Below are 25145 nucleotides of genomic sequence, written 5' to 3' on the forward strand. Positions count from 1 at the left end.
GCGCGATGTCGACCTGGTAGGCCGACGCCCGTGACTCAGCCTACTCCCAATGCTGACTGTGTCCCGGGCAGTCTGCTGAACCGTGAACGCGGACACCACTGACGGTCGTGACCGTCCATCCGCAAGCCTGGTTAAGCACGTTCTTTGCTACTTGCCTTGCTTCGCAATGTCTTCGATCACGGCGACAATGGTGCGGACTGGCGAACCCGTACCGCCCTTTCCGGTGTACCCCCACGGGCTTCCGGCGTTGAAGGCAGGTCCGGCGACATCGATGTGCGCCCAGTCAAGGTCCTTGCTGACGAACTCACGCAAGAACATCGCGGCCGACAGCATCCCGCCCCACCGATGATTGGTGACGTTCGCCAGGTCAGCGATCCGCGAGTTCAGGTCACTGCGAAGCTCTGAAGGCATCGGCATCGGCCACCCGTTGTCGCCGACCGCCTGGGAGATTTCCGCGACCCGATCTCGGAAGTCGTCGGTTCCCAGGACACCGGGTGTGCGAGTTCCGAGGGCCACCATCTGTGCCCCGGTCAACGTGGCGGTATCGATCAGGAAGTCCGGGTTGTCTTCGCAAGCGCGGACAATTGCATCGGCCAAAATCAGGCGGCCCTCGGCGTCGGTGTTGAGGACCTCGACGGTGGTGCCGCCGTACTGGGTGAGGACGTCACCGGGACGTTGTGCCGTCGAAGACGGCATATTCTCGGCCATCGGCACGGTCGCGATAACGGTGACGGGTACATCGAGGCGGGCTGCGGCGATCACCGAGCCGATCACGGCCGCTGCACCACCCATGTCGGAGGTCATCTGCTCCATTCCGGCAGCGGGCTTGATGGAGATGCCGCCGGTGTCGAATGTGATGCCCTTGCCGACGAGCGCGACCGTGCGGTCGGATCCCTTGGCCTCGTGCGTCAGGCGGACTAGACGCGGCTTGCGGGACGAACCCTGGCCTACGCCAAGAATGCCGCCGTATCCAGCCTTGGCGAGTTCGACCTCGTCGAGGATTTCCACGCGCAGGCCAGCTTTGCCGCCGAGGACTCGGGCTCGTTCGGCGAACTCGGCGGGGTAGAGGAGGTTGGGCGGCGTGTTCACGAAATCGCGGGCGATAGCTACCGAGTCGGCAACAATGACCGCGTGATCGATGTCTGCCTTGGCTTGCTTCGATTTGGCGTCGACGGCCAGCAAGACCGTGTCGGGGGCCGGCTTCGACGAGTTGGACTTGTCGGTGCGGAGTTCGTTGAAGCGGTAGGCACCGAGGTATGAGCCTTCGGCGGCGGCAGCCAGGCCGGCCGCACCGAGGGTGCTGACGACACGCGCGGAACCGTCGAGGGCGCGGATTGCTGATCCCGATGCCTGCCGAATTGCCTCGTTGTCCCATTCGGCGTCGTCGTCGGGGGCCGCGCCCAGCCCCACGGTCAGCACGAGCCCGACGGGCAGCGACTCGGGCGCCGGCAGCCGGGTAATCTCGCCCACCGATCCGGATGCGCCAACGGCCTTGAGTGCCGAACTGAGGTATTCGGCGGCCGCGTCGTCGAGGAAATCGTCGACGAGCAACAGGGTCGGTTCGGCAGCCGCGTCGGCTGCGACCTCGTTGGTGTCGTCGGTCGACGCCGCAATCAGGCCGATGATCAAGGCATCGTCGTCTGCCGAAAGTGCAGTGGTTAGGTCGATACGGGGACCGCGGACGCGGTCGGAGAAGTCGTTGGCGCTCACGCCTGTCAACTCTGCCATAGGACGGGCCTTCGCCACAGGACGGATCGACGGCGAGCGTCGGGAGAGCGTGTGGAGCGAGACGATACGCTGGACGCCATGACTGAACTGCTCGCTGGCCCGATCGCCGATCGCCACATTGCCCTTGGTGCCACCTTCGCCGAATTCGGTGGATGGGATATGCCCGTCTCGTACTCGGGAACCGTCGCCGAGCACACCGCGGTCCGTGAGGCCGTCGGGATCTTCGACGTCAGCCACCTCGGCAAGGCCCTCGTCAGCGGTCCCGGCGCAGCCGACTTCATCAACTCGACGCTCACCAACGACATTCGGAAGATTGAACCGGGCAAGGCCCAGTACACGCTGTGCTGCAACGAACGCGGTGGCGTCATCGACGACCTGATTGCCTACCTGGTGAGCGACGACGAGGTGTTCCTCGTCCCTAACGCGGCAAACACCCCCGCGGTCGTTGCCGCACTGGCAGCCGCGGCTCCCGCCGATATCACCGTGGTCGATCAGCATCGCGACTACGCGGTGTTTGCGGTGCAGGGCCCGAAGTCGACCGAGGTCCTCGCCGCGCTCGGGCTGCCCACCGAGATGGATTACATGGCCTACCGTGATGCGACGATCACCATCGACGGTCGCGAAGTTGAAACCCGCGTCTGTCGCACGGGTTACACGGGAGAGCACGGTTACGAAGTCTTGCCGCGCTGGGACGACGCCGGAGTTGTCTTCGATGCGCTGCTGGCCGAGATCACTGAGCGCGACGGACTACCCGCCGGACTCGGCGCACGAGATACGCTCCGCACCGAGATGGGCTACGCCCTCCACGGTCATGAACTGAGCGTCGACATCAGCCCGGTGCAGGCGCGGTCGTCGTGGGCCGTCGGCTGGGACAAGCCCGCCTTTTTCGGTCGCGAGGCATTGATTGCCGAACGCGAAGCTGGGCCGTCGCGTCGCATCTATGGACTGAAGGCGACCGGCCGCGGTGTGCCTCGCGCCGACTGCACCGTGCATGCCGAAGCTGGCGGTCCGCAGATCGGGATCTGCACTTCCGGGACCTTCTCGCCGAGCCTGAAGCAGGGCATCGCGCTTGCCTTCATCGACACCGACTCCGGCATCAAGAAGGGAGCCGAGGTTGTCGTCGATGTGCGCGGTCGGGCGCTGACCTGCGAGGTTGTGCTGCCTCCGTTCGTCGAAAGTCACGTCTAGGTAGTCGTATCGGTACCGTCGACGGGCCGGGGCAAAAACCCGGTTGACCGTCGGCGGTACCATCATTTCCATGACCTTGGAGTTCACCCGTACCGAGCATCCGCATCCGGTTTCGGAGACTCGTCGCGCCGAGATTCTCGACGCGCCGGGCTTCGGAAACTACTTCACCGACAACATGGTGACCGTAGATTTTGACCGAGCACGCGGGTGGCACAGTGCGCGCGTGACTCCCTACGGCCCGCTCGCGCTGGATCCGGCGGCGATGGTCCTGCACTACGCGCAGGAAATCTTTGAAGGACTCAAGGCCTACCGGCAGCCCGATGGCTCCATCGCAGCATTCCGCCCGGAGGCGAATGCCGACCGCCTCAACAATTCAGCCCGTCGGTTGGCGATGCCAGAGATCCCCGTCGAAGACTTCATTGGGTCGTTAAAGGCCTTGCTCGAGGCCGATCACGCGTGGGTTCCGGCCGCCGGTGGCGAGGAGTCGCTGTACTTGCGTCCGTTCATGATTGCGACGGAGGCGAGCCTCGGCGTGCGCCCGGCCGATCAGTACTTGTACACGTTGATCGCCTCTCCCGCCGGTGCGTACTTTAGCGGCGGGCTCAAGCCGGTCAGCGTCTATCTCTGCACCGAGTATGTGCGGGCCTCCCCGGGTGGCACCGGTGCCGCCAAGTTTGGTGGCAACTATGCAGCGTCGCTCCTGGCGCAGGCCCAGGCCGCAGACAAGGGTGCCGACCAGGTGGTTTGGCTGGACGCGATTGAACACCGCTACATCGAAGAGATGGGTGGAATGAACCTGTTCTTCGTCTACGGGACCGGTTCGGACGCTCAACTGGTGACGCCGGAACTTAGCGGCTCGTTGCTGCCCGGCATTACGCGTGACTCGCTGCTTACCTTGGCCGCCGATGCCGGATACAAGGTCGACGAGCGTCGCATCTCGACTGACGAACTTCGCGAAGGTGTCCGCTCGGGCGATATTTCCGAGGTCTTCGCCTGCGGCACTGCTGCGGTCATCACGCCGGTCGGACGGATCCAGAGCGATACCGACGACTACTTGGTCGGCGACGGTACCACCGGTCCGGTGACCCAGGCGCTCCGCGACACCCTCACCGGACTGCAGCGCGGCACCTTCGAGGACATTCACGGATGGATGACCACGCTTCGCGAGGCTCCGTAGCTAAACCAACTCTTATCGCACCCCGGTGTTGTCGCACTATCCGACAAACACAAGGGGTGCGATAAGCGTTAGAGGAGAAGGACGACGGCGGTGAGAACCGTCGTGAGTTCCATCGTGGCACCGATGATGTCGCCAGCGAGACCACCGTTCCGCTGGATGCAGTGACGACTGAACGCCCACGCGAACACGCCAGCCACCAGCACTGCGACGACCGGCAGCAACACCGCTGACGGCCCGTCGCCGGGATTACTGATTCCGACGGCGATGGCCGCGGCTAGCGAGATCAACGACCAGACGGCGATGGAGAACCGCTGCGATCCGGCGACCATCGCGCCGAATCCATCGCCGTGTGCCGCCTTAACTCCGCGACGGCACACGAGCGGGACTACCGCGCGGCTCAGAAATACCACGAGGGCGATCGCGTAGAAGCGGTGATCAGCGATCAGCGCGCCAAACGCGAGTGCCTCACCGAGAAGCACCAAAACCAGTGTGGCCGCACCGAAGGGGCCGACGTCGCCGCTGCGCATGATCTGTCGGACACGCTCGTGATCGCCATAGCTGCCGAGACCGTCGACGGTATCGGCAAGGCCATCGAGATGCATCCCACGTGTCCCGAGACCGAGCACGGCAACGAGGATCGTCCCGATTAGCGCGCTCGGTAGCTGCGTGTACGACAATCCCCAGCCGATGACGGCGACGACGGCACCGAGCACAATCCCCACGGTGGGGACCGCCGCCATGATGGTCGCGGCGCGACGACGGTCGAACTCGCCGCGCGGTTGGGGGAGCGGGAGCACTGTCAGCCAACTGAAAGCGTCGTGAATGCCACGCAGCCCGCGCCCGGCCGTCGTGACCACCTGTGGTTGGTTACTCACTGATCGATCAGCCTGCGCTGACGCCGGCTTCGTCGAAAGTCGCCATATCGGTCAGTACATCGATCGACGATGCCACCAGGGGCAGCGCGGCGGCGGCACCGGTGCCTTCGCCAAGACGCATCGATAGGTCGACGATGGGGGTGAGGTCGAGGGCTTCGAGCGCGAACCGATGTGCCGGTTCGGTCGACACGTGGCCTGCCTGCCACCAGGCTTCTGCTCCCGGCGCCAACTGCCGTGCGACGAGGGCGGCGGCGGTCGTGATGGATCCATCGAGGAGTGCCGGGGTCTTGCGGACGGCGGCCTGCGCGAGGAAGCCAGCCATGGCTGCCAGGTCGGCTCCGGCGACCGCGGCGATCAGAGCGAGCGGTTCGTTACGGTAGCGCCGTGCGTGCCGCATGCCATCGCGGATGGCGGCGGTTTTGCGGATCCACGTCGAGTCGTCGATCCCGGTGCCGCGGCCCACCACAACCACCGGTTCGTGATCGGTTAGGGTGCCGACCAACACCGATGCGGGCGTCGTATTGCCGATACCCATATCGCCCGCGATCAGCAGGTCGACGCCCTCGTCGACCAACTGATCGGCAATCGCGCGGCCAGCGGCAACGGCCCTGCGGGCTTCAGCGATCGTCAGTGATTCACCGCGCCGAAGGTCGCCGCTGCCATTGCGCACCTTGTAGCGGGCAATGTAAGGGTCGGTGTCGGCCAGCACCGCCATGTCGAGAACATGCACCGTGGCACCCGCACGACGGGCCAGCACGTTTATGGCCGCCCCACCACCGGCGATGTTGGCGACCATCTGCGCCGTGACCTCGGGCGGATAGGCGGACACGCCGTCGGAGGCGACCGCGTGATCGCCAGCAAACACGACGATCGCGGGTGCCGTCAGTGGTCGGGGTGGACACACGCCTTGGCACGCTGACATCCACACACCGAGGTCTTCCAGTCGGCCAAGGGATCCGGCGGGCTTGGTCAACTGCAACTGCCGGGCGCGGGCTTGCTCGGCGACCTCGTGGTCGGGCATTTCGACGATCGGGAAGATCTCGGCGTCGATGCCGTCGAGGGCGCCGTGCTCAACCGCGGATGAGGGGGCAGGTTCCGGTGACTGCTCGGCCGGGGCGACCGGAGTCGCGGGTTCGGCCGGAACCGGGGTGACAGGAGCCGGGGTGACAGGAACCGGGGCGGCAACAGAAACTGGGGCAACTGCCGTAACTGCGACGGCCGCGTCAGGCTCGCCCGGCAGATCGATGGTGCGTCCAGCGACGACGAGTCGCACGGTGTCGCAGACGCGGGCCACTGCGGCGTTGAGCCGACCGAGTTCATCGGCGAACCGTCGTCCAGCAGCCGTCGCTGGAACGAGCGACAGGCCTACTTCCGGGCTGACCAGGACAAGGTCGCCGTCGAAGGCCGCGATCGCCAGGCACAACTCGTCGATCTGATCGGCCACAGCGGGGAGCTCACCGGCGGGCAGGTCCCACGCTTGCGCGCTGTCGAGAACAGCGGTGAGCCAGTTTCCGAGATCGTCGATAAGCGTCGGTTCGGCGGGTTGTTCGCGCAGCAACCCCACCAGATCGCGGGACTCGACAGTCCGATACCGCTCGCCGCGTCGTTCGAGGTGCGCGTCGAGACGAGCCTGCCATTCGGCATCGTCGCGTTGGGCTTCGCCGGTCGCGATGTATCGAACACGGGGCGCACCGCTCAGGAGTTGTTCGGCATGCGCGGACTTGCCCGAGCGGATACCGCCGAGGACCAGTGTGCGCACCCGTTAGACCTTGTCGCCGGGCTTGAACTGCGGGCGAGGCGCACGCATCATCCGCAGCTGCATCGCGCGGGTGAACGAGTACCAGCCGAGTTTGAAGCCGGTATCGGTGGTGTCGGGGTAGCGCTCACGCACCCGCTTGTTGACGGTGTAGCCGAGGTACACCGAATCAAGGACCACGAACAGGACAAACACCAGTAGCACGAGGTTTCCGATGACCGCCAACCCCGGCACCATCAGCACCACGAGCAGGAAGATCGCAAACGGCAGGAACAGGCCAGCGAAGTTGCGTCGCGAGTCAACAATGTCGCGGGCGAACTGGCGCACCGGACCCTTATCGCGGGTGGCGAGGAACTTCTCGTCGCCATCCATCATCTTTTCTCGCTGCTCAAGGCGAATACGCCGACGTTCGGCCGACAATTCCTTGCGCTCAGCCTTCGTCATCGACGACTTCAGCTCTTTTTTGCGGGCGCGTGCCTCGGCGCGGTTGGTCGGCGGCGGTGCCACCGGTCCGCGGCGGCGTTCGGCTTCGCGTCGCTTAGGCGTCGGACGACCCTTGCCGGGTGTCGTCGCTCCGCCCTTCACGGTGGCTGATGCGTCGGACTCCTTGTCGGTGCCGTTCGACGAATCGGTCGCGGCAGCGGCTGAATCAGACTCGGAACTGTTGTCGGCGTCGGATTTCCAGGGCAACTTCACGACTACGAGACTATTCGATCAACGGCGAGACGTGGACATCGGGCGAGCCCAGCTCCACCAGCACAGCCGATACTGTGACCGGTAATGACTGGCCATGTGCGACGCATCGTGATTGCCCCGGACGAGTTCGGTGGCACGCTGAGTGCTGCCATCGCGGCGCGGGCGATTGCCAGTGGATGGCATCGAGCCCGTCCGGACGATGTCCTGACGCTGCTACCGCAGTCGGATGGGGGTCCGGGCTTTGTCGATGTGCTCAGTGCAGCCATGGGTGAACGTGGGCGCCGCGAGCAGGTGAGCGTGCCAGGGCCACTGGGTACTGCGACCACCGCGGAGATCCTCGTGGTCGACGGCACCGCATACCTCGAGACCGCGCAAGCCTGCGGATTGCACCTGGTGCGCGCCGACGGCCGACAAGCTGACACTGACACGGCCCGTCGGGCCAGTACGGCCGGGGTAGGCAGCCTCTTGCGTGTGGCCGCGGAGTCCGGCGTGTCGCGGATCGTCGTCGGACTTGGTGGGAGTGCCACCACAGACGGTGGTCGTGGGGCGGTGGAGGCGATCGGCGGATTGGCGCGCGCCAAGACACTGCTGCGAGGGATCGAGCTGATCGCGGCAACCGATGTCACGAATCCACTCCTCGGAGATGCCGGTGCCGCCGCTGTCTTCGGGCCGCAGAAAGGTGCCGACGCGGCCGCGATCGTCGAACTGGAGGCACGATTGGCGGCGTGGGCAGACGAACTGGAAGCGGACGGGCCATCAGTTCGCGAACTGCCGGGTGCCGGAGCCGCAGGCGGACTCGGCGCGTTGCTCTTTGCCCTTGGTGGCCGGCGGGAAGCGGGGGCCGACGTGGTGGGCAACGCCACTGATCGCGCCCGGCGCATCGCCGCCGCCGACCTCGTGATTACTGGTGAAGGTCGCTTTGACCAGCAGACTGCCTTCGGCAAAGTCGTGGCTTCGGTGACCTCGGATGCCCACTCGGCCGACGTGCCGGTGGTCGTCATCGCCGGCCAAGTGTCGCCGGGTACCCACGTTGCCGGGGTGCGTGCGGCGTACTCGATGTCCGACGCCGCGGGGTCGGTGCAACGATCGATGGACGAGCCGGAGAAGGTGCTTACCGAGTTAGCGACTCAGGTCGCAAAACTTGAGGGGCAGATGCGGGAATAGGCCGATGGCGAGTACCGTTGACTCAGTTGGTGTGCACCGGGTCGTCTCAATCCAGTGCTCTTGCCGATTACTACGTATCTGGTCGCCGAGGACATCTGCGACCGGCGACATGAGGAGCGCCCATGACCGTTGAGAACGAAACCGACACCGGTGTGCTGTTGACCGACACCGCCGCCGCCAAGGCCAAGGCCCTGTTGGACCAAGAAGGCCGCGACGACCTCGCGCTGCGCATTGCCGTTCAGCCCGGTGGCTGCGCTGGCCTTCGCTACCAGTTGTTCTTCGACGATCGCAGCCTTGACGGCGACGTGATCTCGAATTTTGGTGGCGTCAAGCTCGCCGTCGACCGGATGAGTGCTCCCTACGTTCAGGGTGCGACCATCGACTTCGTCGACAGCATCGAGAAGCAGGGCTTCACAATCGACAACCCCCAGGCCACTGGTAGCTGCGCCTGCGGCGACTCGTTTAACTAGATCGCTGGATCGACCGACACAGGTCGCGACTCCACCGACTTCCCAGTCGGGTGGGGCCGCGACCTTTGTTGTTTTGTGGACGCAGTAGCGTTGGATGAATGTTTATTGCTGTTTGCGGGTCGGTCGCGTCCGACCATTTGATGAAGTTCCCGGGAAAGTTCTCTGAACAGCTGGTCGCCGACCAACTCGAGCACATCTCGCTGAGCTTCCTCGTCGAAGAACTCGTCATTCACCGGGGTGGAGTCGGCGGCAACATTGCGTACGCGATTGGTGAGCTCGGCGAACACCCGCTGCTGGTGGCTGCCGCGGGCGGCGATTTTGGTGACTACGAGAAGTTCCTCGCTGAGCACGGTGTCGACTGCCGTGGCGTCTCCCGCTCAGCCACCAAGCACACCGCGCGCTTCATGTGCACCACCGACGAGACGATGGCTCAACTCGCCACCTTCTACGCCGGTGCCATGAGCGAAGCTCGCGACATTGATCTCGCCAGCGTCTTCGCCACCACCGGTCGTCCCGACCTTGTCCTCGTCGGCGCAGACGATCCGGACGCCATGGTCCGCCACACGCGCTCGTGCCGTGAACAGGGTATCGATTTCGCCGCCGACCCGTCGCAGCAGTTGGCCCGACTCGACGGCGAGACCGCGAAAGATCTCATCGACGGTGCGCGCTACCTGTTCACAAACGAGTACGAGTGGGGCCTGCTGCAGCAGAAGACCGGGCTGGGCGCCGACCAGGTTGCGCAAATGGTCGGAACTCGGATCACCACCCTCGGTAGCGGGGGAGTCGACATCATTGAGCGCGACGGAACCCGCACCCACGTCGGTGTTGTGCCCGTCAACGAGCAGGTTGATCCGACCGGTGTCGGCGACGGCTTCCGCGCCGGTTTCCTCACCGGACTTTCGCGAGGCCTGGGATACGAGCGCGCCGCGCAACTCGGTGCGATGGTCGCCACCTTGGTCCTGGAGTCAGAGTCGACGCAGGGATGGTCCTGGGACGTCGATGTGGCCGTCGACCGCCTGACCGCTGCTTACGGCGCAGACGCAGCGTCAGAGATCAAGAGCGTCCTGTAAGTCAGTTCAGCGAAGCAAGCCCGGATCCTCACTTGAGAATCCGGGCTTGCCCCATTTAGAACCTGTCGGTGTCGGAAGCGGTCGGTGTCGGAAGCTAGAGACGAACCGGGTACGTGTGGTCTTCGATCTCCGGGACCACGGAGCCGTCGACGAAGATGCCGTACCAGATCATGAAGCACAGCACGGTCCAGATACGGCGACTGTTGTCGACCGTTCCCGCCCGATGCTCGCGCAGCATCTCCAAAACAAATGCCTTGTTGAAAATGTGGTCGGTGTCGGAGGCGGTGATCGTCTCGTAAGCCCAGTCGTACATTTCCGGACCGGCCAGCCAATGCCGCAGCGGCACCGGGAACCCCAACTTTTTCCGGTGCAGCACGTGCGCGGGCACAATCTGCTCCAGGGCCTTGCGGAGGGCGTACTTGGTGGTGCCGTGACTGACCTTCTCGTCGAACGGCAATTGTTCAGCAACCGCGAAGACTTCCTTGTCGAGGAAGGGAACGCGCAACTCGAGGGAGTTTGCCATCGTGATCTTGTCGGCCTTGACGAGGATGTCGCCGCGCAGCCACGTGAACAAATCCAGGTGCTGCATGCGGGCCACCGGGTCGAGGCCTTCGCTCATCGCGTAGATCGGTGCGGTGACGTCCTGGTGCATCCAATCCTCACGGAAGTTCCGCAGCACGGCCCGCAAGCGGGCGTCGTCGAAGCTGCGGGCGTTACCGTAGTACCGCTCCTCAAGCGTCAGCGAGCCGCGATGGAGCAGGCTCTTGCCGCGTGTGCCCTCGGGGATACGTTCGGACAGTTTGCCTGCCATCCGGCGGACACCGCGGGGGAGCTTGTCGAAGGACTTCAGCGACAACGGCTCCTTGTAGATGGTGTAGCCGCCGAACAACTCGTCTGCGCCCTCACCCGACAGCACCACCTTCACGTGCTTGCGCGCTTCCGCCGCAATGAAATACAACGGCACCAAAGCCGGGTCCGCGACGGGGTCGTCCAGATACCAGATGATCTTCGGGAGGGCTTCGATGTACTCCTGCGGGGTCACAACCTTCGTGATGTGACGGGCACCGATGGCCTCGGCCGACTCTGCTGCCACGTCGATCTCGGAATACCCGCCACGCTCAAAGCCGGTGGTAAACGTGATCAAGTTCGGATTGTGCTGAATTGCCAGCGCCGCGATCGCCGTCGAGTCGATACCGCCCGACAGGAACGAACCGACGGTCACATCGGCACGCATGTGCTTGGCCACGGAATCGCGCATCACGTCCGCGATCTCGTCGTATCGCTTCTGGTCGCCGGCCGAGGCGAACGGTCGAACGTTAAAGCGGGGGATAAAGTAGCGGGTCGTTTCCGGGGCGGTGCCGGGACGCAGTCGTGCATAGCTGCCCGACTCCAGTCGCGTGATCGACTTGTGAAGCGACTCGGGCTCCGGGACGTACTGCAGAACCGTGTAGTGCTCAATTGCTCGATCGTCGAGGTCCTTTGACAACTCGAGGCGGTCGAGCAATTCCAGAACGCTCTTCTTTTCGCTGCCGAAAGCGGTGCCCTTGGGGCTGGTCGCCAGGTACAGCGGTTTGATGCCGAACGGGTCGCGTGCCAAGAACAGCTCGCGGTTCTGGGTATCCCAGATTGCGAACCCGAACATGCCGCGGAGCTTCTTGACCACCTCGGTGCCCCAGTAGTGGAACCCCGCGACGATCGGCTCACCGTCACCCTCGGTCTCAAAGACGGCACCGTGATCGCGCTCAAGTTCGGCGCGCAACTCCAAGTAGTTGTAGATCTCGCCGTTAAAAACGAGCGCATATCGCCCGGGACTCTCCGGCGGGCCCCACCGCAACGGCTGGTGCGAGTGCTCGATATCGATGATCGACAGACGGTTGAAACCGAACACCAGGTCGTCGTCGTTCCAGGTGCCCAAATCGTCGGGACCCCGGTGCCGCATACAAGTTGCCGCTGAAGCGACAAGGTCGGTCGTAGTCGACGCCGAACCGTCGCTGGTCAGAATTCCGAGCAAGCCACACACGGTGTTAGGGCCTCATTTCACAGGTACGGACGTCACGCGCGAAGGCGCGGGCCGTTCCACTATGCCGCAGATGCCCTACCGGCCGCGACCCCGGCGCACCGCGATGAGTGACGAAACACGTCCCGCATTGCCGCGAATGTGCAGGTCGCCAAAAAATGTCTGCAAAACAACGAACCCCAATCATGAACAGTTCCCCGTCTTGGTCTACGCTGCGTAGTACTAGGTGCAAGAATTGCTGCGAGGAGTGTCTGCTCGTCGTGGCAGACCTTGATGAACAGCTCCCTGCCAGCAGGAAGGCGTGAAATTGACGAACGGTGTACAGCCGTCGCCGCGACGAAAGGGCTCTCGATCTCGCATGATCAAGAGGCTAGGTGGACTTGCGGTTCTCGGCGTCGGTGTCCTGATGACATCCGGTTGCAGTGCTGAAGAAGCATTGCGATTCGGATGGCCCGAAGGCATCACCCCAGAGGGCCAGGAAATGCGTAACTTCTGGACTTGGTCGGTAATTGCCGCCTTGGCCATGGGTGCGATGGTGTGGGGCCTGATTTTCTGGACCATCACCTTCCACCGCCGCAAGAAGAACACCACTCCCGAAGAGGAGATCCCGCGGCAGACTGGTTACAACGTTCCGCTCGAACTGGCCTACACGGCCATTCCGTTCGTGCTGATCGCCGTGATGTTCTACTTCACTGTCGTCGTGCAAAACACGGTCGAAAAGAAGGAAGATAACCCGGCCGTCGCCGTTGACGTGACCGCCTTCCAGTGGAACTGGAAGTTCGGCTACAACTCGGTCACCATCGACGGAAACCAGCTGGTTAATCCGAAGACCGACTCGGTCAAGGGTGCTCCGTTCGAGGATCAGATCAAGAAGTACCGCGAAGCTGACGGTAAGCAGGAGGAAGTCCTCGGCGCCGCTGGCGGTCGTTCCGCTGACATCCGCAACTACCTTGCCTACGACAAGATCGAGACCCTCGGTACCTCTTCGGAGATCCCGATTCTGGTTCTGCCGACCAACACGCGCATTCAGTTCAATCTGGCTGCCGCCGACGTCGTGCACTCGTTCTGGGTTCCGGAGTTCCTGTTCAAGCGCGACGTGATGCCGTTCCCGGAGCAGAACCACCAGGATCCGTCGTTCCAGGTTTCCAAGATCGATCGTGAAGGCGCCTTCGTTGGACGCTGTGCAGAAATGTGCGGCACGTTCCACGCGATGATGAACTTCGAGATCCGTGCGGTTAGCCCGGAAACCTTCGTGAACTACATCAAGTTCCGTCAAGGCCACCCGGACGCCAGCAACGCCCAGGCGCTGCAGGCAGTGTGCCAGGTTCCTGATTCGGTGACCACGGTGCCGTTCGATACTCGCCGTGTCCACAACGGGACCACCCCGGAGAACCTCGGCGATAAGAGCAACACCACTATTGCTGGCTGCACCCCGGAGGTTTAGGACGCTATGAAGGTCGAAGCTCGAATCTTTGAAGTAATCGCTCTCTTCTTCTTCGTGGTCGGCGTGGTGTACACGATCGCTACGTTCTACTACCGGACCGGTGTTGAGTGGGCAGGCGCTACGGCGATGTTCTTCTCCGGTGGGCTCGCCCTCCTTGCCGGTACGTACTTCCGGTTTGTCGCTCGACGGGTGGAGATCCGCCCGGAGGACTTCGACGACGCGGAGATTGAAGACGGCGCTGGCGAACTTGGTTTCTTCTCGCCGCACAGCTACTGGCCCATCCTGATCGCCGGTGCGGCCGCGCTGTTCGCCATAGGTTTTGCATCCGCCAACTGGTGGTTCGCGGTCGGTGTGGTGCCGATCATCGTGGCCTGTGTTGCTGGCCTGGTCTTCGAGTACCACGTCGGACCCGAGAAGCACTGACGCAACTGCACTGAGATCCGCCAAAGCCGCCCCTGGGAGCCCCAGGGGCGGCTTTGTTTTGCGTATCTGTATTTTCCCCTCTCGGGTGGGTGCGCGCATTGCCCGGCTGCCGTCGCACCGTTTGTCACTACCGCACCCACTCTGGTTGTGGGCAACAGGTTGCGACATAGTGTCATAATCCAAAGAGGTGCGATAACCACAACAGACAGTCACTGATATCGACCTGATCGGTGACTGTCCGTCGGGGAGAGCCTCAGTTGGTGATGTTGCTGGCTTGGTTAGCCCAGTCTTTGTAGCTGTAGAACTCGCCCGTGTTGGAGGTAAATGCCGACAATGCACGTGCATTGCCCGCCAACACACCCATATTCCATGCGGTGAGCAGTCCCAGATACGGTTTCACGCCGACGACGCACTCAAAATTGTCCGGTGTGCAGCTCGGCTGCCCCTGAATGTCGTTGTGCTTGAGGCCGACGGCGGTGGCCATCGCCTTGTTCACCGAATGTGGAGTCATGTCGAAATAGGCGCGCAGCGAGGCGATACCAATCTCGCGAACCGGCTTCGCCTGGTTCGCCGGCGGCATGGAGCTCTTCGTTCCGTTGATGTACAGCATCGAGACGTCGGTGATCTTGTCCGGTTCGGAGCACAGCGCGCCCGCTTGCTTCGGTCCGCAGCCGATCTGACCTGGCGGCTCAATGGGGATAGCAGACTTGATGAGCCCGTTCGATTTCGCAGCCGCATTGATAGCGCCCACCGCTCCGAGCGAGTGGCCCATCGCACCAACGTTGTCGGTGTCGAGACGCTTGTAGAAGATGCTCGACGGCTTCGCGTTCTGCGTCCGCGCAAACCGTGCGCCGTCGAGAAGCTCCTGGCCCGATCCAGTGTTCCTATTGTGGGCGGCAACCACCACGAAGCCCCACGAGGCTAGGTGGGTGAGCAGGTAGTCGTACTGCTGCGGAACGGCATTAGCGCCGTCGCCCCAGGTGATGACCGGCCGCGGAGTGCCGTTACCCGCGAGGTCCTTCGGGTACCACACGTCGAACTTCTGGCCCGCCGCGTCGCAGCATCCGGCGCCCTCGCGTGTGGAGACCTCCCAAGGCCCAGCCTTGCCGTACTTGGCCTGGATGGTCTCTGGCTGAGCTCGTGGACTCGACTGCGGCTGCGCCTGCGCAATACCGGAGAGCGAAGGCCCTGTGAGTGCCACGATTATCGCGGCTCGTCACAAACCGTCAGCGCGCGTCAACTTTTCTGTCACGAATCGTGGTCGTGCCCCTACCAGACCGTCACCAACCGGGGTGATCGGTGATGGTCTGGTCGAATCGTGACAGAAAAGGGGGAAGGGGGCAGGGGTGGTTCTGTGGGGGAGGGGAGCGGTACGGGCGAAGATACGAAAGAGCCCGCCTCGCGAATGCGAGGCGGGCTCTTTCGTTAGATCTGCAGACCTTAGGCGAACGGGTCGCCGCCCTTTTCCTGAAGCTGGATGAGAGCCTTCTTCTCTTCCAGGTGACGCTCGTGAGCGAGCTGCTCGTTGAGTGCCTGTTCTTCGGGGCTGTCCGGGATAAGCGCGGAGCCGGTACCGGGCGAGCCGGCCGATCCGAGCTTGTTCATCCGCTTCGGCAGCGGAGCACCCTCGTAAGGCAGCGGGATCGGGTGACCATGCTCGTCAACCGGGCCGAGCGGCTGGTGGATCTCGATGTACTCGCCCTTCGGCTGACGGCGGATGATGCCCGTCTCGATGCCGTGCTCCAGCACCTCGCGGTCGCTGCGCTGCAACGAGAGCGCCCAACGGTAAGCGATGAAGTACACCAGCGGCGGAATCACGAGGAGACCAATGCGGCCCATCCACGTTGTCGCGTTCAGCGAGATGTGGAACTTCAGCGCGATCACGTCGTTCATACAGCTGATCGTCAAGATGGCGTAGAAAGCGACGGCCATGGCACCGACAGCGGTACGAACCGGAGTGTCACGAGGACGCTGCAGCAGATTGTGGTGCGCGTTGTCGCCGGTGAGCTTCTTCTCGATCCACGGGTAGGTGAACAGCAACCCGAAGATGACACCGATAACAACGACAACCCAGAAGATCGCGGGGATCGTGTAGTTACCGAGGTAGAGCTCCCACGGCGGCATCAGTCGGGCGAAGCCGTCCGTCCACATCATGTAAATATCTGGCTGCGAACCCGCCGACACCTGACCCGGGTTGTACGGGCCAATGTTCCACACGGCATTGATCTGGAAGACACCCGCCATCAGCGCCAGCAATCCGGTGATGATCGCGAAGAACGCGCCACCCTTAGCGGCAAACACCGGGAGAATACGAACGCCAACGACGTTCTTCTCGGTGCGGCCGGGGCCGGGGAACTGCGTGTGCTTCTGGTACCAAACCAAAGCCAAGTGCGCGCCGATCAGACCCAGGATGATTGCCGGGAAGATCAGAATGTGCAGCACGTACAGCCGCGGGATGATGATGTCGCCCGGGAAGTCGCCGTTGAAGAGCGCGAACTGAATCCACGTACCGATGACCGGAATGCCCAGGACGATGCCCGACATTGCGGCACGAACACCGGTACCCGAGAGCAGATCGTCAGGCAGCGAGTATCCGAAGAAGCCCTCGAACATGGCCAGCAGAAGCAAGAAGCAACCGATAACCCAGTTCGCCTCACGTGGGCGCCGGAACGCACCGGTGAAGAAGATGCGCATCATGTGGATGATGATCGACGCAGCGAACAGCAGTGCTGCCCAGTGGTGGATCTGGCGTACGAACAGCCCGCCGCGAACCTCAAATGAAAGGTTCAGGGTGGTCTCGTAGGCGCGACTCATCGTGACGCCATTGAGCGGCTGGTAAGCGCCGTCGTAAACGACGTGCGCCATCGACGGGTCGAAGAAGAAGGTCAAGTACGTGCCCGACACCAAAAGGATGATGAAGCTGTACAGCGCGACCTCACCCAAAAGGAACGACCAGTGGGTGGGGAAGACCTTATTGATCTGGCGGCGAAGACCCGGCGCTAGGTGGTACCGCGAGTCGACGCCCTCTGCCTGCGTGGCGAGGCGGTCAGCGATCGTCATGACTTACGCTCCCAGAATGCCGGTCCGACGGGCTCAAGGAAGTCGCCACCGGCGACCATGTAGCCCTGGTTGTTTACAGTGATGGGCAGCTGTGCCAACGCACGTGCCGCCGGTCCGAAGATCGCCTTGCCGTACTGCAGCGCATCGAACTGCGACTGGTGGCACGGGCAAAGGATTCGGTTGGTCTGCTGCTCGTACAGCGACGTCGGGCAACCGAGGTGGCTGCAGACCTTCGTGTACGCGTAGTAGTCGCCGTAGTTGAAGCTCTCCTGGCCGCGACGCTTGATGACGCGCTGGCCATCGGACGGGCGCAGGCGAATCAGCATGACGGGGTTGTGGACGTTGCGCAGACCTTCGAGCAGCTTGTGACGTGACTCTTCGGTCTCGCCGTAGCCGTCCGATACGCGCCACGGGAACACCGTTTCCATGGCGCCGGCGTCGAGGTCCTCGGGCCGGACGAGAGCAACCTGGTACGGGTTGCCGGTGTCGCGACGCATGAAGACGGTCTCGCCCTTGGTCTCGTTGTAGATCGGGGACCAACCGGTGTGCCACAGTTCGGAGTCATCGCCCTTGGCCCACGGATTCTTGATGAAGCCTCCGAGTGCGGCGACGCCACCGGCAACCGACAATGCGCCGATGCCGAAGACTGCCGAGCCAATAAGCATCTTGCGACGGGGGAGAGTGGTGGTCTCCAACGTCTCGTCGAGCTCAGCGACGATCGTCTGCTTGTCGACCTCCGACGAACCGCCGTCGTGGCGTTCCTGGACCGAGATCTCAGCCGGGATGAAACGCTTGGTCAGCTGAACGACGCCGAAACCGAATGCCAGAATCGACAGTCCGAAGGTGACGCCCAGCAGCGGGGTGTAGAACGTGTACGCCCAGTAGCCTGCCTCGTCTGGCATCCGGAATTCCCACTCGTTCCAGATGAACAGGACCAGGCCTGCGATGGCGAAGATTCCGGAGAGCACGAACCAGATCGCGACAGCGAACTCGGCGCGCTTCTCAGCCTTGGTACCGGGCTCGGGGAACCGCTCGGCGCGGTGGATGATCTCCACCCCGTCCAAGTTGGTCCCAAGCCTGACCTTCTCGTCGCGAGACATAGCGGCGAGCTGGTCGTCGGACGGGACGTCCTTACTCGAGTCGCTCAATTTCGTGATCCAATCCACATTGCGCCGGCGACAACCGCGGTCACGCCGACGACCCACATGACGATGCCCTCAGAAACCGGGCCGAATCCGCCTAGTCCATAGCCACCGCTGGGGTTAGCGGAGTCAACGTAGCGGACGTAGCCGATGATGTCCTTTTTCTCTTCAACCGACAGCTGGCGGTTCGAGAACTTAGGCATGTTCTGCGGACCGGTCAGCATGGCTGTGTAAAGCTGCTGCGGGTTGACGTCCGTCAGCGGGGGAGCGTACTTACCGCTCGAGAGTGCGCCACCACGACCGGTGAAGTTGTGGCACGAAGCGCAGTTGAGGCGGAACAGCTCCGAGCCGCGACCGATGTTGTCGCCGCGGAGCGAATCCATCGCCAGGACGGGGAAGCCGTCCTTGTACACGATGTTGCCGCTCTCGTCCTTCTCGTACATGACGCTGGGGCCGCCACCCATAGCCTGGATGTAGCTGCCGAGCTGGTCGATCTGAGCCTCGGTGAACTTCGCGGGCTTGCGGGCAGCCTGTGCTTCGTTGCGCGCGGCAGGCATACGGCCGGAAGAGACCTGGAAGTAGACGGCCGCGTCGCCGACACCGATAAGCGACGGACCGCGGTCCTTGACGCCTTCGAGGTTGGCACCGTGGCAGGTGATGCATGACGTGTCGTACAGCTGCTTGCCTGCCGCGACGGAGCTGACGCTCTTATCGTCTGCGGTGGCAACCTGCGGCTTGGGCGAAATCAGGGCGGCGATGAGGCCGGCAGCAAGAAGGCCGAGGAGCAGGAAGATCGTGCCGCTTGCGCGACGACGCAGCTTGCGACGCGACTTGGCGCGTGCGCCTGCGGTCTTGTCTGATCCGACGGTCGAGCTTCGCTGTTCGGAGTTGTCGGCGGCGTCAGAGCCTTCCGGCGAACTCGGTGGAGATGATCTCATCTGTGACTCTCTACTAAGCGGTTTGGACTGGTTGTTTTTGAACCGGTGGGCTATGACCGGATCTTCGGCCGCCGGGGGCTACCGGATGAAGTAAATGACGACGAACAGGGCGATCCACACGACGTCAACGAAGTGCCAGTAGTAAGACACGACGATGGCGGCGGTCGCCTGAGCAGGAGTGAACTTCGACAGGCGGGTACGGATCAGCAGGAACACGAAGGCCAGAAGACCGCCGATGACGTGCAGTCCGTGGAATCCGGTCGCCATGTAGAAGACGGAACCGTAGGCGCTCGACGAGAGCGTGGTGCCCTCGCTGACCATCGCGACGTACTCGCTGGCCTGGCCGATTACGAAAATGGTGCCCATCACCAGTGTCAGCGTGTACCAACGACGAAGCCCGAAGACGTCACCGCGTTCGGCGGCGAAGACGCCAGCCTGGCAGGTGAACGACGAAAGAATCAGGATTGTTGTCACCGGTACGGCGAGCCAAAGGTTCAAATGCGTCGGTGGCTGAGGCCAACCGTCCGCAGCGTTGGCCCGCGCGACGAAATACATCGCGAAGAGGCCAGCGAAGAACATCAATTCGCTCGACAACCACACGATGGTGCCGACGCTGACCATATTCGGACGGTTCAGCGAGTGCACGCGTGAGGTGATGGCGGTTTCTGAGTTACCCACAGCGCTAGTCACAAGAGAAGTATGACGGTTCGTAGTAACCAATGACCACTCGGGTCGGAAAATTGATGGAACTCGTCGGATATCCGCAGGTGGGAGACGACGATTTCAAGGATACCGGCGTGTCCTGAGACTCCGATGAGCGTTATTGTGTGGCCCATGATGACTTTGCGGGAGGTGTCTTGATGATTTCTCTGCGGCTTCCGTGGCGTGGACGGGCGATGGCGCCCCCGTTACCGGCGATTGGGGATCCGACGTTGGTTGTCACGGTGTCGAGTACCGATGAGACCTCTGCAAGTTCGACGGTGTTGACCGAGGCCGGGTTCACCGAGCAGGTTCCGGTGGTGTTGCGGATGGTGCTGTCGTTGCCGGAGTCCGCAGTCGATGGGGTCGTCGCACGGTGTGCGGGCGACGACTACCGCGTCGATGACAGCTCTCGGAGCCCGCTCGGAGTCGAAACGGTAGCTGACGCTGGGCACGCCGTGGTTGTTCTGGCCCGGGTGATGGGTGTCGATGCCTTGAGTCTGTCGCGGGAACGCGCCTGGATGGGCAGCGTCGCTTCGCGAGCGGCCGGACGCGTTCTGGGGTGGGCTGTACTGCAAGCAGATTCGTCGGCTGGACCCGACGCGGATACTCCGGTGACGAAGAAGAGGCGTGCCCGTTAGTCTGGTTCGCGTGACTGCAGTCAACGCAACCGGTTCTGATTCCGCCTACACCTGGCCGTACGTGCTGGGCAAAGTTACCGACGGGATTGATCTCAGCGTCGACGAAGCGTCGTGGGCGATGCGCGAGATCATGTCCGATGCGGCCACGGGCGCTCAGATCGCCGCATTTGGCGTCGGCGTCAAGATGAAGGGCGCATCGGCGGCAGAGTTGCGCGGTCTGTCGGAGGCGATGCTGGCCCTCGCTAACCGCGTTCGCGTCGATGGCGCGGCTATCGACATCGTCGGTACCGGTGGCGACCGATCGCACACGGTGAATATTTCGACGATGACCTCGGTGGTTGTTGCGGCGGCAGGGATCCCCGTGGTGAAGCATGGCAACCGTGCGGCATCGTCGAAGAGCGGCGGTGCCGACGTATTGGAAGCACTGGGCGTTGCCATCACGTTGAAGCCAGCAGCGGTGGAAGCATGCGTCGCCGAGGTTGGGATCGGCTTCTGCTTTGCGCCGGTGTTCCATCCGGCCTTCCGTTTTACCGGGCCGCCACGCAGTCAGATTGGCATCCCCACCGTCTTTAATGTTCTGGGGCCGTTGACGAATCCGGCCGCGCCCGAAGCCGGGCTTATCGGATGCGCGTTTAGTGACCTGGCACCGGTCCTGGCAGCAGCATTCGCCGAACGTGGAAACCGGGTGCTGCTGGTGCGCGGCGATGACGGGCTCGATGAGCTAACAACGACGACCACTTCGACGGTGTGGCAGGTGGTGAACGGTGAGGTCGGCAATCTGAAACTTGACCCGCGCGACCTGGGAATCGGACTCGTCGAACTGTCGGCGCTTCAAGGTGGTGACGCGGTCGTTAATGCCCAGGTGGCGCGTGACCTCTTCGCCGGCACCGCGGGCCCCGTTCGGGATTCGGTGCTGCTGAACGCGGCGGCGGCAGTCGTGGCTTTTGAACAGCAGGCATTGATGTCGCAGGAGGAGTTCAACGAGGCAATGCGAGACGGCTTGGTGCGCGTTGCGGACGTGATCGATTCCGGTCGCGCCAGCGAATTGCTCGACCGGTGGAGCGCCGCGAGCACTCGGCTCGCGGCGCAACAGCAGTAGGGTGCGGCCGACCTAGTCGGCTACGCCTCACCAATCGAGAAGCCACCGTCGACTTCTGAACTCGCATAGCTCCGGAACGCGATGTGGGTGGCGCTTGAGAGAACACCGGGGATGCGATTGATGGCACCGGTCACGACGGTCGCGACTTCTTCGTGGTCGCGGACTCGGACCTTGGCGATGAGGTCGACGTCGCCAGCGCACGAGTAGACCTCGGTGACCCCGGGGATGTCCGCGACAGCTTGCGCGGTCTCGGGGATCTGGTGGATATCGGCTCCGATGAGGACGATGGCGGTGATCATGTCTCCAACTGTAATGTCTCGCGGCTCTTGGGCCCGGTAGGTCCTTTGATCAAACCCCGGCGGACATCACAGCTTCTCGTGCCAACCGGGCCGTCTGCGCGAAGTGTCGCCAGCGTTCTGCCGAACCAACGGGCAGAGACAGTTGGTCGGTGACGTCGACGAGGCGGGTACCCGGCTCGTATAGCCAACGCTCAATGAGGGCGATTTCCTCGGCCGGTGCGCCCGACAGCGGACCCAATTCCGGGGCCGGTGGCAGCACCGTGGTTCCTGCTGCCCGCATCCTGTCAACAATGAGCATCGGCGAGACGCCACGGGCGGCACACGCCGCTCCCGCCAGCCGGCCAAAGCGGACCAACGCCAGTTCCCATCCGCCAGCACCGTCGGGCTTGGCGGCAATCACCTCGGGTCGTGCCGCTACGGCAGCGAGACGTTGGCTACGCGCCAATACCTCGATGGTCGCCGATAGTCGATCGCGCGCACGTGCCGCCGACTCAAACCGATGCTGCTCGGCAAGCAAGTCGACGCGGTCGCGGAGAGCAGTCAACAGCGTGTCCGCCCGACCAGAGAGGAGTGAGCGGGCCGCTTCGACGCGGCAGAGGTAGTCGGGCAGGGTTTGGGGGCGCTCGCTGGCGGCGCGGCACACGCCAGGCAAAGCGGCGACCAACGGATCTGGCAGGGCATCAGCGGCGCCGCCGCCCTCGCAGAAGTGATGGGAGGCCTTCTTGAGCTCGGCGGTGCAGGTGCGGAGGCCGGCGGCACCGGAGATGACATCGGCGACGTCTGCGGCCAGTCCGCGGTTGGCAACCGGCCCCAGGGAGTCGATGCCGGGAGTGCGGGTGACCTTGAGTCGGGGAAAGCGCTCAGCCGTCAGGGTGATCCACCAACCGCGCGCAGGATTGCGTGATCGTCGGTTGTAACTGGGTTTATGGACACCGAGGAGCGTGAGCTCGGCGACGCCTGCCTCAAGTGCGTGCGCGCATTCAATGTGGTCGACACGCACGGCCAGCCCCACCATCTCGGCCATCCGTGCGCGTGAGTCGCTGCCGTTGAAATAGCTCGTCACCCGACGATGCAAATCGACAGCGGTCCCTATATAGAGGACTTCGTCGCCGGGGCCACGAAAAATGTAGACGCCGGGCCGGTGTGGCAGTGCCGCGGCCAGGGACCGCTTGGCGCGCATGGCGGCCGTTGCGCGAGGGAGGAACGTGGTCAAGTCGCCGACAGTGCTCACGCCTTGATTGCCGACGCGTTCGAGTAACCGATGAAAGACGTCGACGGTGGCGCGGGCGTCGTCCAGGGCGCGGTGTGTGGGCCGGACAGACACGTCGAAGAGTTCGGCGAGGGCCGAAAGCTTGACGCTGGGTGCCTCCTGTTTGCTCAGGATGCGACGTGCCATCACCACGGTGCACAGGGATGTGGTGAACGTCCACGGCAGATTCATCCGGGCCGCGCCCTTTCGAAGGAACCCCATATCGAATCGCGCGTTGTGGGCGACGAGAATGCTGCCGCGCGCGAACTCGAAGAATGCGGGCAGCACCTCTTCCACGCGGGGCGCGTCGTAGAGCATCGCGGTGGTGATGCCGGTGAGCGCCACGATTTGGGGCGGGATGGCACGGCCGGGGTCGACCAACGTGGCAAACTCGCCGAGCACTTCCCCGCCGCGAATCTTGACGGCACCGATCTCGGTGATGGCATCAGTCTCCGAGCTACCGCCGGTGGTTTCTAAGTCGACAACGACGAACGTGGTTTGGGCGAGGGCCGCGGTAGCAAACTCGGCCGACTCGGGGAGGTCGGCGAACGACATCTGTTCGACAGTCATGTGGGCACCGTACGACGACCCTCCGACACTCAGATGAAGCGACAAACAGATGAGGTGGCATTCCAGATAGCGGTGGCATGGAAAACGCCACGAGCGTTCTTACGCAAGGACCCGCGCACTCCACGGCGCTTTTGTCAGGGGGCGCTCGTAGTCTGCACTCCAAGTTGAATCCGCGACGAGGTGACGGACAAAACGACGGTATGGCCGGGAATCAGGGTCACCGAACGGAAATGAGAGGCAGATCACATGAAGATTGATTGTGGGCGTTGTCCGATGCGGGCGAGGGCCTGTGATGACTGCATGATGCAGATCTTCTTTGCTGGTACTACCAGCGAGTATGGGTCGTTCGGCCCATGCGAAGGTAACGGCCTCGAGTTGGCCGATGCCATCGATGTGTTCGCTGACACAGATTTGATCAGTGGAGACGTCGCGGAAGCCGCAAAGCAAGAAGTTTTCGCAGGTGAAGCCGATTTGTTGGGCCAAAGTGGTCGCACCCTTCGCGCCGTCTGATTTGGGCGCCGATGGCACGCCGGTGACGAACGGCTAGACATCGCGGGTGGGGTTTCGTAATCTTTTCGAGACCTTCCAGTTAGGGCTTCTTGGAGTAATCCGAGAGACCCGGAAGGACGCGCCTAATCGCCCTTACCAAAGAGGGCGAACCGGGGACCCACTTCCTCCGTGTGGCCGACGAGTTCAGTCGGAACGCGGATTGGGGTGAATCGCACCAACGTGAAGCCGCTCGCGGCTTTTGCTGGCGTGCGTAGGGCCATCTCTTCCGGCTCGAACCCGACAGCTAACCCGGTCGGCGATGAGGGAGAACAACAAGGAGTACGTGTTTTCGTGGCTAAGCATCGTTTGGAGCAGCCTAGTGTCGGTCGCAAGGCCGCCAAGTCCGCAGTCCTCGCCGGCTCGATTGCCATTGGCGGATCGCTGGCTTTCGCAGCTGCCCCCGCAGCAGACGCCGCGCCGATCACCATTCCGAATGTCGGCACGTTTGACATTCCGGGTCTGCCTCCGCAGGCAACCCCCAAGGCTCCGAACCTGAATCTCGGTAACTCGCAGCAGGCGCGCGCTGAGAAGGCGCTGCGCGCAGCTGAGTCGAAGATTGGTTCGCCCTACGTCTACGGTGCCGCTGGCCCCAATGCCTTTGACTGCTCCGGTCTCACCTCGTGGGCTTTCCGTCAGGCTGGCAAGACCATTCCGCGTGACAGCTACGGTCAGCTCGGCGGCGGTACCCCGGTTGCGGGCCTCGGCAACGCCAAGCCCGGCGATATCCTCGTCTTCAACGGTGGCGGCCACGTCGGCATCTACGCGGGTAACGGCATGTTCGTCCACTCGTCCACCGAAGGCGTCCCGGTGAAGAAGGACCGCGTCAAGGAGTGGAACCTCCTGAGCATCCGTCGCTACTGAGCATGACGACTGCTAACTGATTTTTACCGA

General features: G+C 63.2%; 23 protein-coding genes and 1 riboswitch. Of the genes, 11 read left to right on the plus strand and 12 right to left on the minus strand.

Annotation, left to right across the window (positions count from 1 at the left end):
• Positions 1–147: 147 nt before the first annotated feature.
• On the minus strand, positions 148–1710 hold the full coding sequence (locus tag AC1L34_RS02785; protein ID WP_424293113.1) for a leucyl aminopeptidase: 1563 nt from the start codon (positions 1708–1710) through the stop codon (positions 148–150).
• A 96-nt stretch (positions 1711–1806) separates the two neighbouring features.
• Here AC1L34_RS02785 and gcvT point away from each other — a divergent pair, with 96 nt between their 5' ends.
• The gene (gene gcvT, locus AC1L34_RS02790) at positions 1807–2916 is read left to right on the plus strand and encodes a glycine cleavage system aminomethyltransferase GcvT (RefSeq protein WP_480035088.1); all 1110 of its coding nucleotides are present in this window, start codon (positions 1807–1809) and stop codon (positions 2914–2916) included.
• Positions 2917–2986: 70 nt separating this feature from the next.
• Complete coding sequence (locus tag AC1L34_RS02795; protein ID WP_424293110.1) at positions 2987–4093, plus strand: branched-chain amino acid aminotransferase; 1107 nt, start codon at positions 2987–2989, stop codon at positions 4091–4093.
• A 68-nt stretch (positions 4094–4161) separates the two neighbouring features.
• Here AC1L34_RS02795 and AC1L34_RS02800 read toward each other — a convergent pair whose 3' ends face one another.
• The 3 genes from AC1L34_RS02800 to AC1L34_RS02810 are packed head-to-tail and all read right to left on the minus strand — an operon-like array spanning position 4162 to position 7420.
• A complete protein-coding gene (locus AC1L34_RS02800; protein WP_424293109.1) occupies positions 4162–4968 on the minus strand; it encodes an adenosylcobinamide-GDP ribazoletransferase in 807 nt (268 codons plus the stop codon).
• A 7-nt stretch (positions 4969–4975) separates the two neighbouring features.
• Positions 4976–6727 carry a nicotinate-nucleotide--dimethylbenzimidazole phosphoribosyltransferase gene (cobT, locus tag AC1L34_RS02805; RefSeq protein ID WP_480035089.1) on the minus strand — a complete coding sequence of 584 codons (1752 nt, stop codon included), beginning with the start codon at positions 6725–6727 and terminating at the stop codon, positions 4976–4978.
• A 3-nt stretch (positions 6728–6730) separates the two neighbouring features.
• Positions 6731–7420, minus strand: a complete 690-nt coding sequence (locus AC1L34_RS02810) for a DUF3043 domain-containing protein (RefSeq protein ID WP_424321820.1) — start codon at positions 7418–7420, stop codon at positions 6731–6733.
• 84 nt (positions 7421–7504) lie between these two features.
• On the opposite strand from AC1L34_RS02810, the gene AC1L34_RS02815 reads away from it, so the two are divergent.
• From AC1L34_RS02815 to AC1L34_RS02825, 3 genes are all read left to right on the plus strand, one after another.
• Positions 7505–8584 carry a glycerate kinase family protein gene (locus AC1L34_RS02815; RefSeq protein WP_424321821.1) on the plus strand — a complete coding sequence of 360 codons (1080 nt, stop codon included), beginning with the start codon at positions 7505–7507 and terminating at the stop codon, positions 8582–8584.
• A 122-nt stretch (positions 8585–8706) separates the two neighbouring features.
• On the plus strand, positions 8707–9054 hold the full coding sequence (locus tag AC1L34_RS02820; RefSeq protein ID WP_424297027.1) for a HesB/IscA family protein: 348 nt from the start codon (positions 8707–8709) through the stop codon (positions 9052–9054).
• 98 nt (positions 9055–9152) lie between these two features.
• Positions 9153–10124 (plus strand): carbohydrate kinase family protein, encoded by a 972-nt coding sequence (locus tag AC1L34_RS02825; protein WP_424297028.1) that lies wholly within the window; start codon positions 9153–9155, stop codon positions 10122–10124.
• Positions 10125–10218: 94 nt separating this feature from the next.
• Here AC1L34_RS02825 and asnB read toward each other — a convergent pair whose 3' ends face one another.
• Positions 10219–12144 (minus strand): asparagine synthase (glutamine-hydrolyzing), encoded by a 1926-nt coding sequence (gene asnB, locus AC1L34_RS02830; protein WP_424297029.1) that lies wholly within the window; start codon positions 12142–12144, stop codon positions 10219–10221.
• Between the two features lie 355 nt (positions 12145–12499).
• Here asnB and ctaC point away from each other — a divergent pair, with 355 nt between their 5' ends.
• Both ctaC and AC1L34_RS02840 read left to right on the plus strand, forming a co-directional pair.
• Positions 12500–13585, plus strand: coding sequence for an aa3-type cytochrome oxidase subunit II (gene ctaC, locus AC1L34_RS02835; protein ID WP_424297030.1), 1086 nt, complete (start codon positions 12500–12502; stop codon positions 13583–13585).
• A gap of 6 nt (positions 13586–13591) precedes the next feature.
• Entirely contained in the window at positions 13592–14008 is a 417-nt protein-coding gene (locus AC1L34_RS02840; protein WP_424297031.1) for a cytochrome c oxidase subunit 4, read from the plus strand.
• Positions 14009–14261: 253 nt separating this feature from the next.
• Here the strand turns inward: AC1L34_RS02840 and AC1L34_RS02845 are convergent, their stop codons facing one another.
• The 5 genes from AC1L34_RS02845 to ctaE form a co-directional block, all read right to left on the minus strand.
• A complete protein-coding gene (locus AC1L34_RS02845) occupies positions 14262–15209 on the minus strand; it encodes a poly(ethylene terephthalate) hydrolase family protein (protein ID WP_424297032.1) in 948 nt (315 codons plus the stop codon).
• A 239-nt stretch (positions 15210–15448) separates the two neighbouring features.
• On the minus strand, positions 15449–17068 hold the full coding sequence (gene qcrB / locus AC1L34_RS02850) for a cytochrome bc1 complex cytochrome b subunit (protein ID WP_424297034.1): 1620 nt from the start codon (positions 17066–17068) through the stop codon (positions 15449–15451).
• Positions 17065–18216, minus strand: a complete 1152-nt coding sequence (qcrA, locus tag AC1L34_RS02855) for a cytochrome bc1 complex Rieske iron-sulfur subunit (protein ID WP_424297036.1) — start codon at positions 18214–18216, stop codon at positions 17065–17067. The genes qcrB and qcrA overlap by 4 nt, the downstream gene beginning before the upstream one ends.
• The gene (qcrC, locus tag AC1L34_RS02860) at positions 18213–19148 is read right to left on the minus strand and encodes a cytochrome bc1 complex diheme cytochrome c subunit (RefSeq protein WP_424297037.1); all 936 of its coding nucleotides are present in this window, start codon (positions 19146–19148) and stop codon (positions 18213–18215) included. Before qcrC ends, qcrA begins: the two co-directional genes overlap by 4 nt.
• 78 nt (positions 19149–19226) lie before the next feature.
• Positions 19227–19838 carry an aa3-type cytochrome oxidase subunit III gene (ctaE, locus tag AC1L34_RS02865; protein ID WP_424297040.1) on the minus strand — a complete coding sequence of 204 codons (612 nt, stop codon included), beginning with the start codon at positions 19836–19838 and terminating at the stop codon, positions 19227–19229.
• 170 nt (positions 19839–20008) lie between these two features.
• Between ctaE and AC1L34_RS02870 the strand changes: the two genes are divergently transcribed.
• Together AC1L34_RS02870 and trpD are read left to right on the plus strand one after the other, a co-directional pair.
• Positions 20009–20488 (plus strand): hypothetical protein, encoded by a 480-nt coding sequence (locus AC1L34_RS02870; protein ID WP_424297041.1) that lies wholly within the window; start codon positions 20009–20011, stop codon positions 20486–20488.
• A 10-nt stretch (positions 20489–20498) separates the two neighbouring features.
• Entirely contained in the window at positions 20499–21587 is a 1089-nt protein-coding gene (gene trpD / locus AC1L34_RS02875) for an anthranilate phosphoribosyltransferase (RefSeq protein ID WP_424323690.1), read from the plus strand.
• 20 nt (positions 21588–21607) lie between these two features.
• On the opposite strand, the gene AC1L34_RS02880 is transcribed toward trpD, so the two are convergent.
• Together AC1L34_RS02880 and AC1L34_RS02885 are read right to left on the minus strand one after the other, a co-directional pair.
• Positions 21608–21886, minus strand: a complete 279-nt coding sequence (locus AC1L34_RS02880) for an Lrp/AsnC family transcriptional regulator (protein WP_424322243.1) — start codon at positions 21884–21886, stop codon at positions 21608–21610.
• A 49-nt stretch (positions 21887–21935) separates the two neighbouring features.
• Positions 21936–23705 (minus strand): DEDD exonuclease domain-containing protein, encoded by a 1770-nt coding sequence (locus tag AC1L34_RS02885; protein ID WP_424322242.1) that lies wholly within the window; start codon positions 23703–23705, stop codon positions 21936–21938.
• A 300-nt stretch (positions 23706–24005) separates the two neighbouring features.
• Between AC1L34_RS02885 and AC1L34_RS02890 the strand changes: the two genes are divergently transcribed.
• Positions 24006–24215 carry a hypothetical protein gene (locus AC1L34_RS02890; protein WP_424322241.1) on the plus strand — a complete coding sequence of 70 codons (210 nt, stop codon included), beginning with the start codon at positions 24006–24008 and terminating at the stop codon, positions 24213–24215.
• 109 nt (positions 24216–24324) lie between these two features.
• Positions 24325–24527, plus strand: a riboswitch (cyclic di-AMP (ydaO/yuaA leader).
• 18 nt (positions 24528–24545) lie between these two features.
• Positions 24546–25115, plus strand: a complete 570-nt coding sequence (locus AC1L34_RS02895) for a C40 family peptidase (protein ID WP_424297204.1) — start codon at positions 24546–24548, stop codon at positions 25113–25115.
• The last annotated feature ends 30 nt before the right edge of the window (positions 25116–25145 follow it).

It is taken from the genome of Gordonia sp. 34D, from assembly GCF_056682775.1.

Bases quoted from the DNA above. Each gene is read 5' to 3' on its own strand.
- gcvT (WP_480035088.1), top strand. From the start codon at position 1,807: ATGACTGAACTGCTCGCTGGCCCGATCGCCGATCGCCACATTGCCCTT.
- AC1L34_RS02795 (WP_424293110.1), top strand. From the start codon at position 2,987: ATGACCTTGGAGTTCACCCGTACCGAGCATCCGCATCCGGTTTCGGAG.
- AC1L34_RS02815 (WP_424321821.1), top strand. From the start codon at position 7,505: ATGACTGGCCATGTGCGACGCATCGTGATTGCCCCGGACGAGTTCGGT.
- AC1L34_RS02820 (WP_424297027.1), top strand. From the start codon at position 8,707: ATGACCGTTGAGAACGAAACCGACACCGGTGTGCTGTTGACCGACACC.
- AC1L34_RS02825 (WP_424297028.1), top strand. From the start codon at position 9,153: ATGTTTATTGCTGTTTGCGGGTCGGTCGCGTCCGACCATTTGATGAAG.
- ctaC (WP_424297030.1), top strand. From the start codon at position 12,500: ATGATCAAGAGGCTAGGTGGACTTGCGGTTCTCGGCGTCGGTGTCCTG.
- AC1L34_RS02840 (WP_424297031.1), top strand. From the start codon at position 13,592: ATGAAGGTCGAAGCTCGAATCTTTGAAGTAATCGCTCTCTTCTTCTTC.
- qcrB (WP_424297034.1), bottom strand. From the start codon at position 17,068: ATGACGATCGCTGACCGCCTCGCCACGCAGGCAGAGGGCGTCGACTCG.
- qcrC (WP_424297037.1), bottom strand. From the start codon at position 19,148: ATGAGATCATCTCCACCGAGTTCGCCGGAAGGCTCTGACGCCGCCGAC.
- AC1L34_RS02870 (WP_424297041.1), top strand. From the start codon at position 20,009: ATGATTTCTCTGCGGCTTCCGTGGCGTGGACGGGCGATGGCGCCCCCG.
- AC1L34_RS02880 (WP_424322243.1), bottom strand. From the start codon at position 21,886: ATGATCACCGCCATCGTCCTCATCGGAGCCGATATCCACCAGATCCCC.
- AC1L34_RS02885 (WP_424322242.1), bottom strand. From the start codon at position 23,705: ATGACTGTCGAACAGATGTCGTTCGCCGACCTCCCCGAGTCGGCCGAG.
- AC1L34_RS02890 (WP_424322241.1), top strand. From the start codon at position 24,006: ATGATGCAGATCTTCTTTGCTGGTACTACCAGCGAGTATGGGTCGTTC.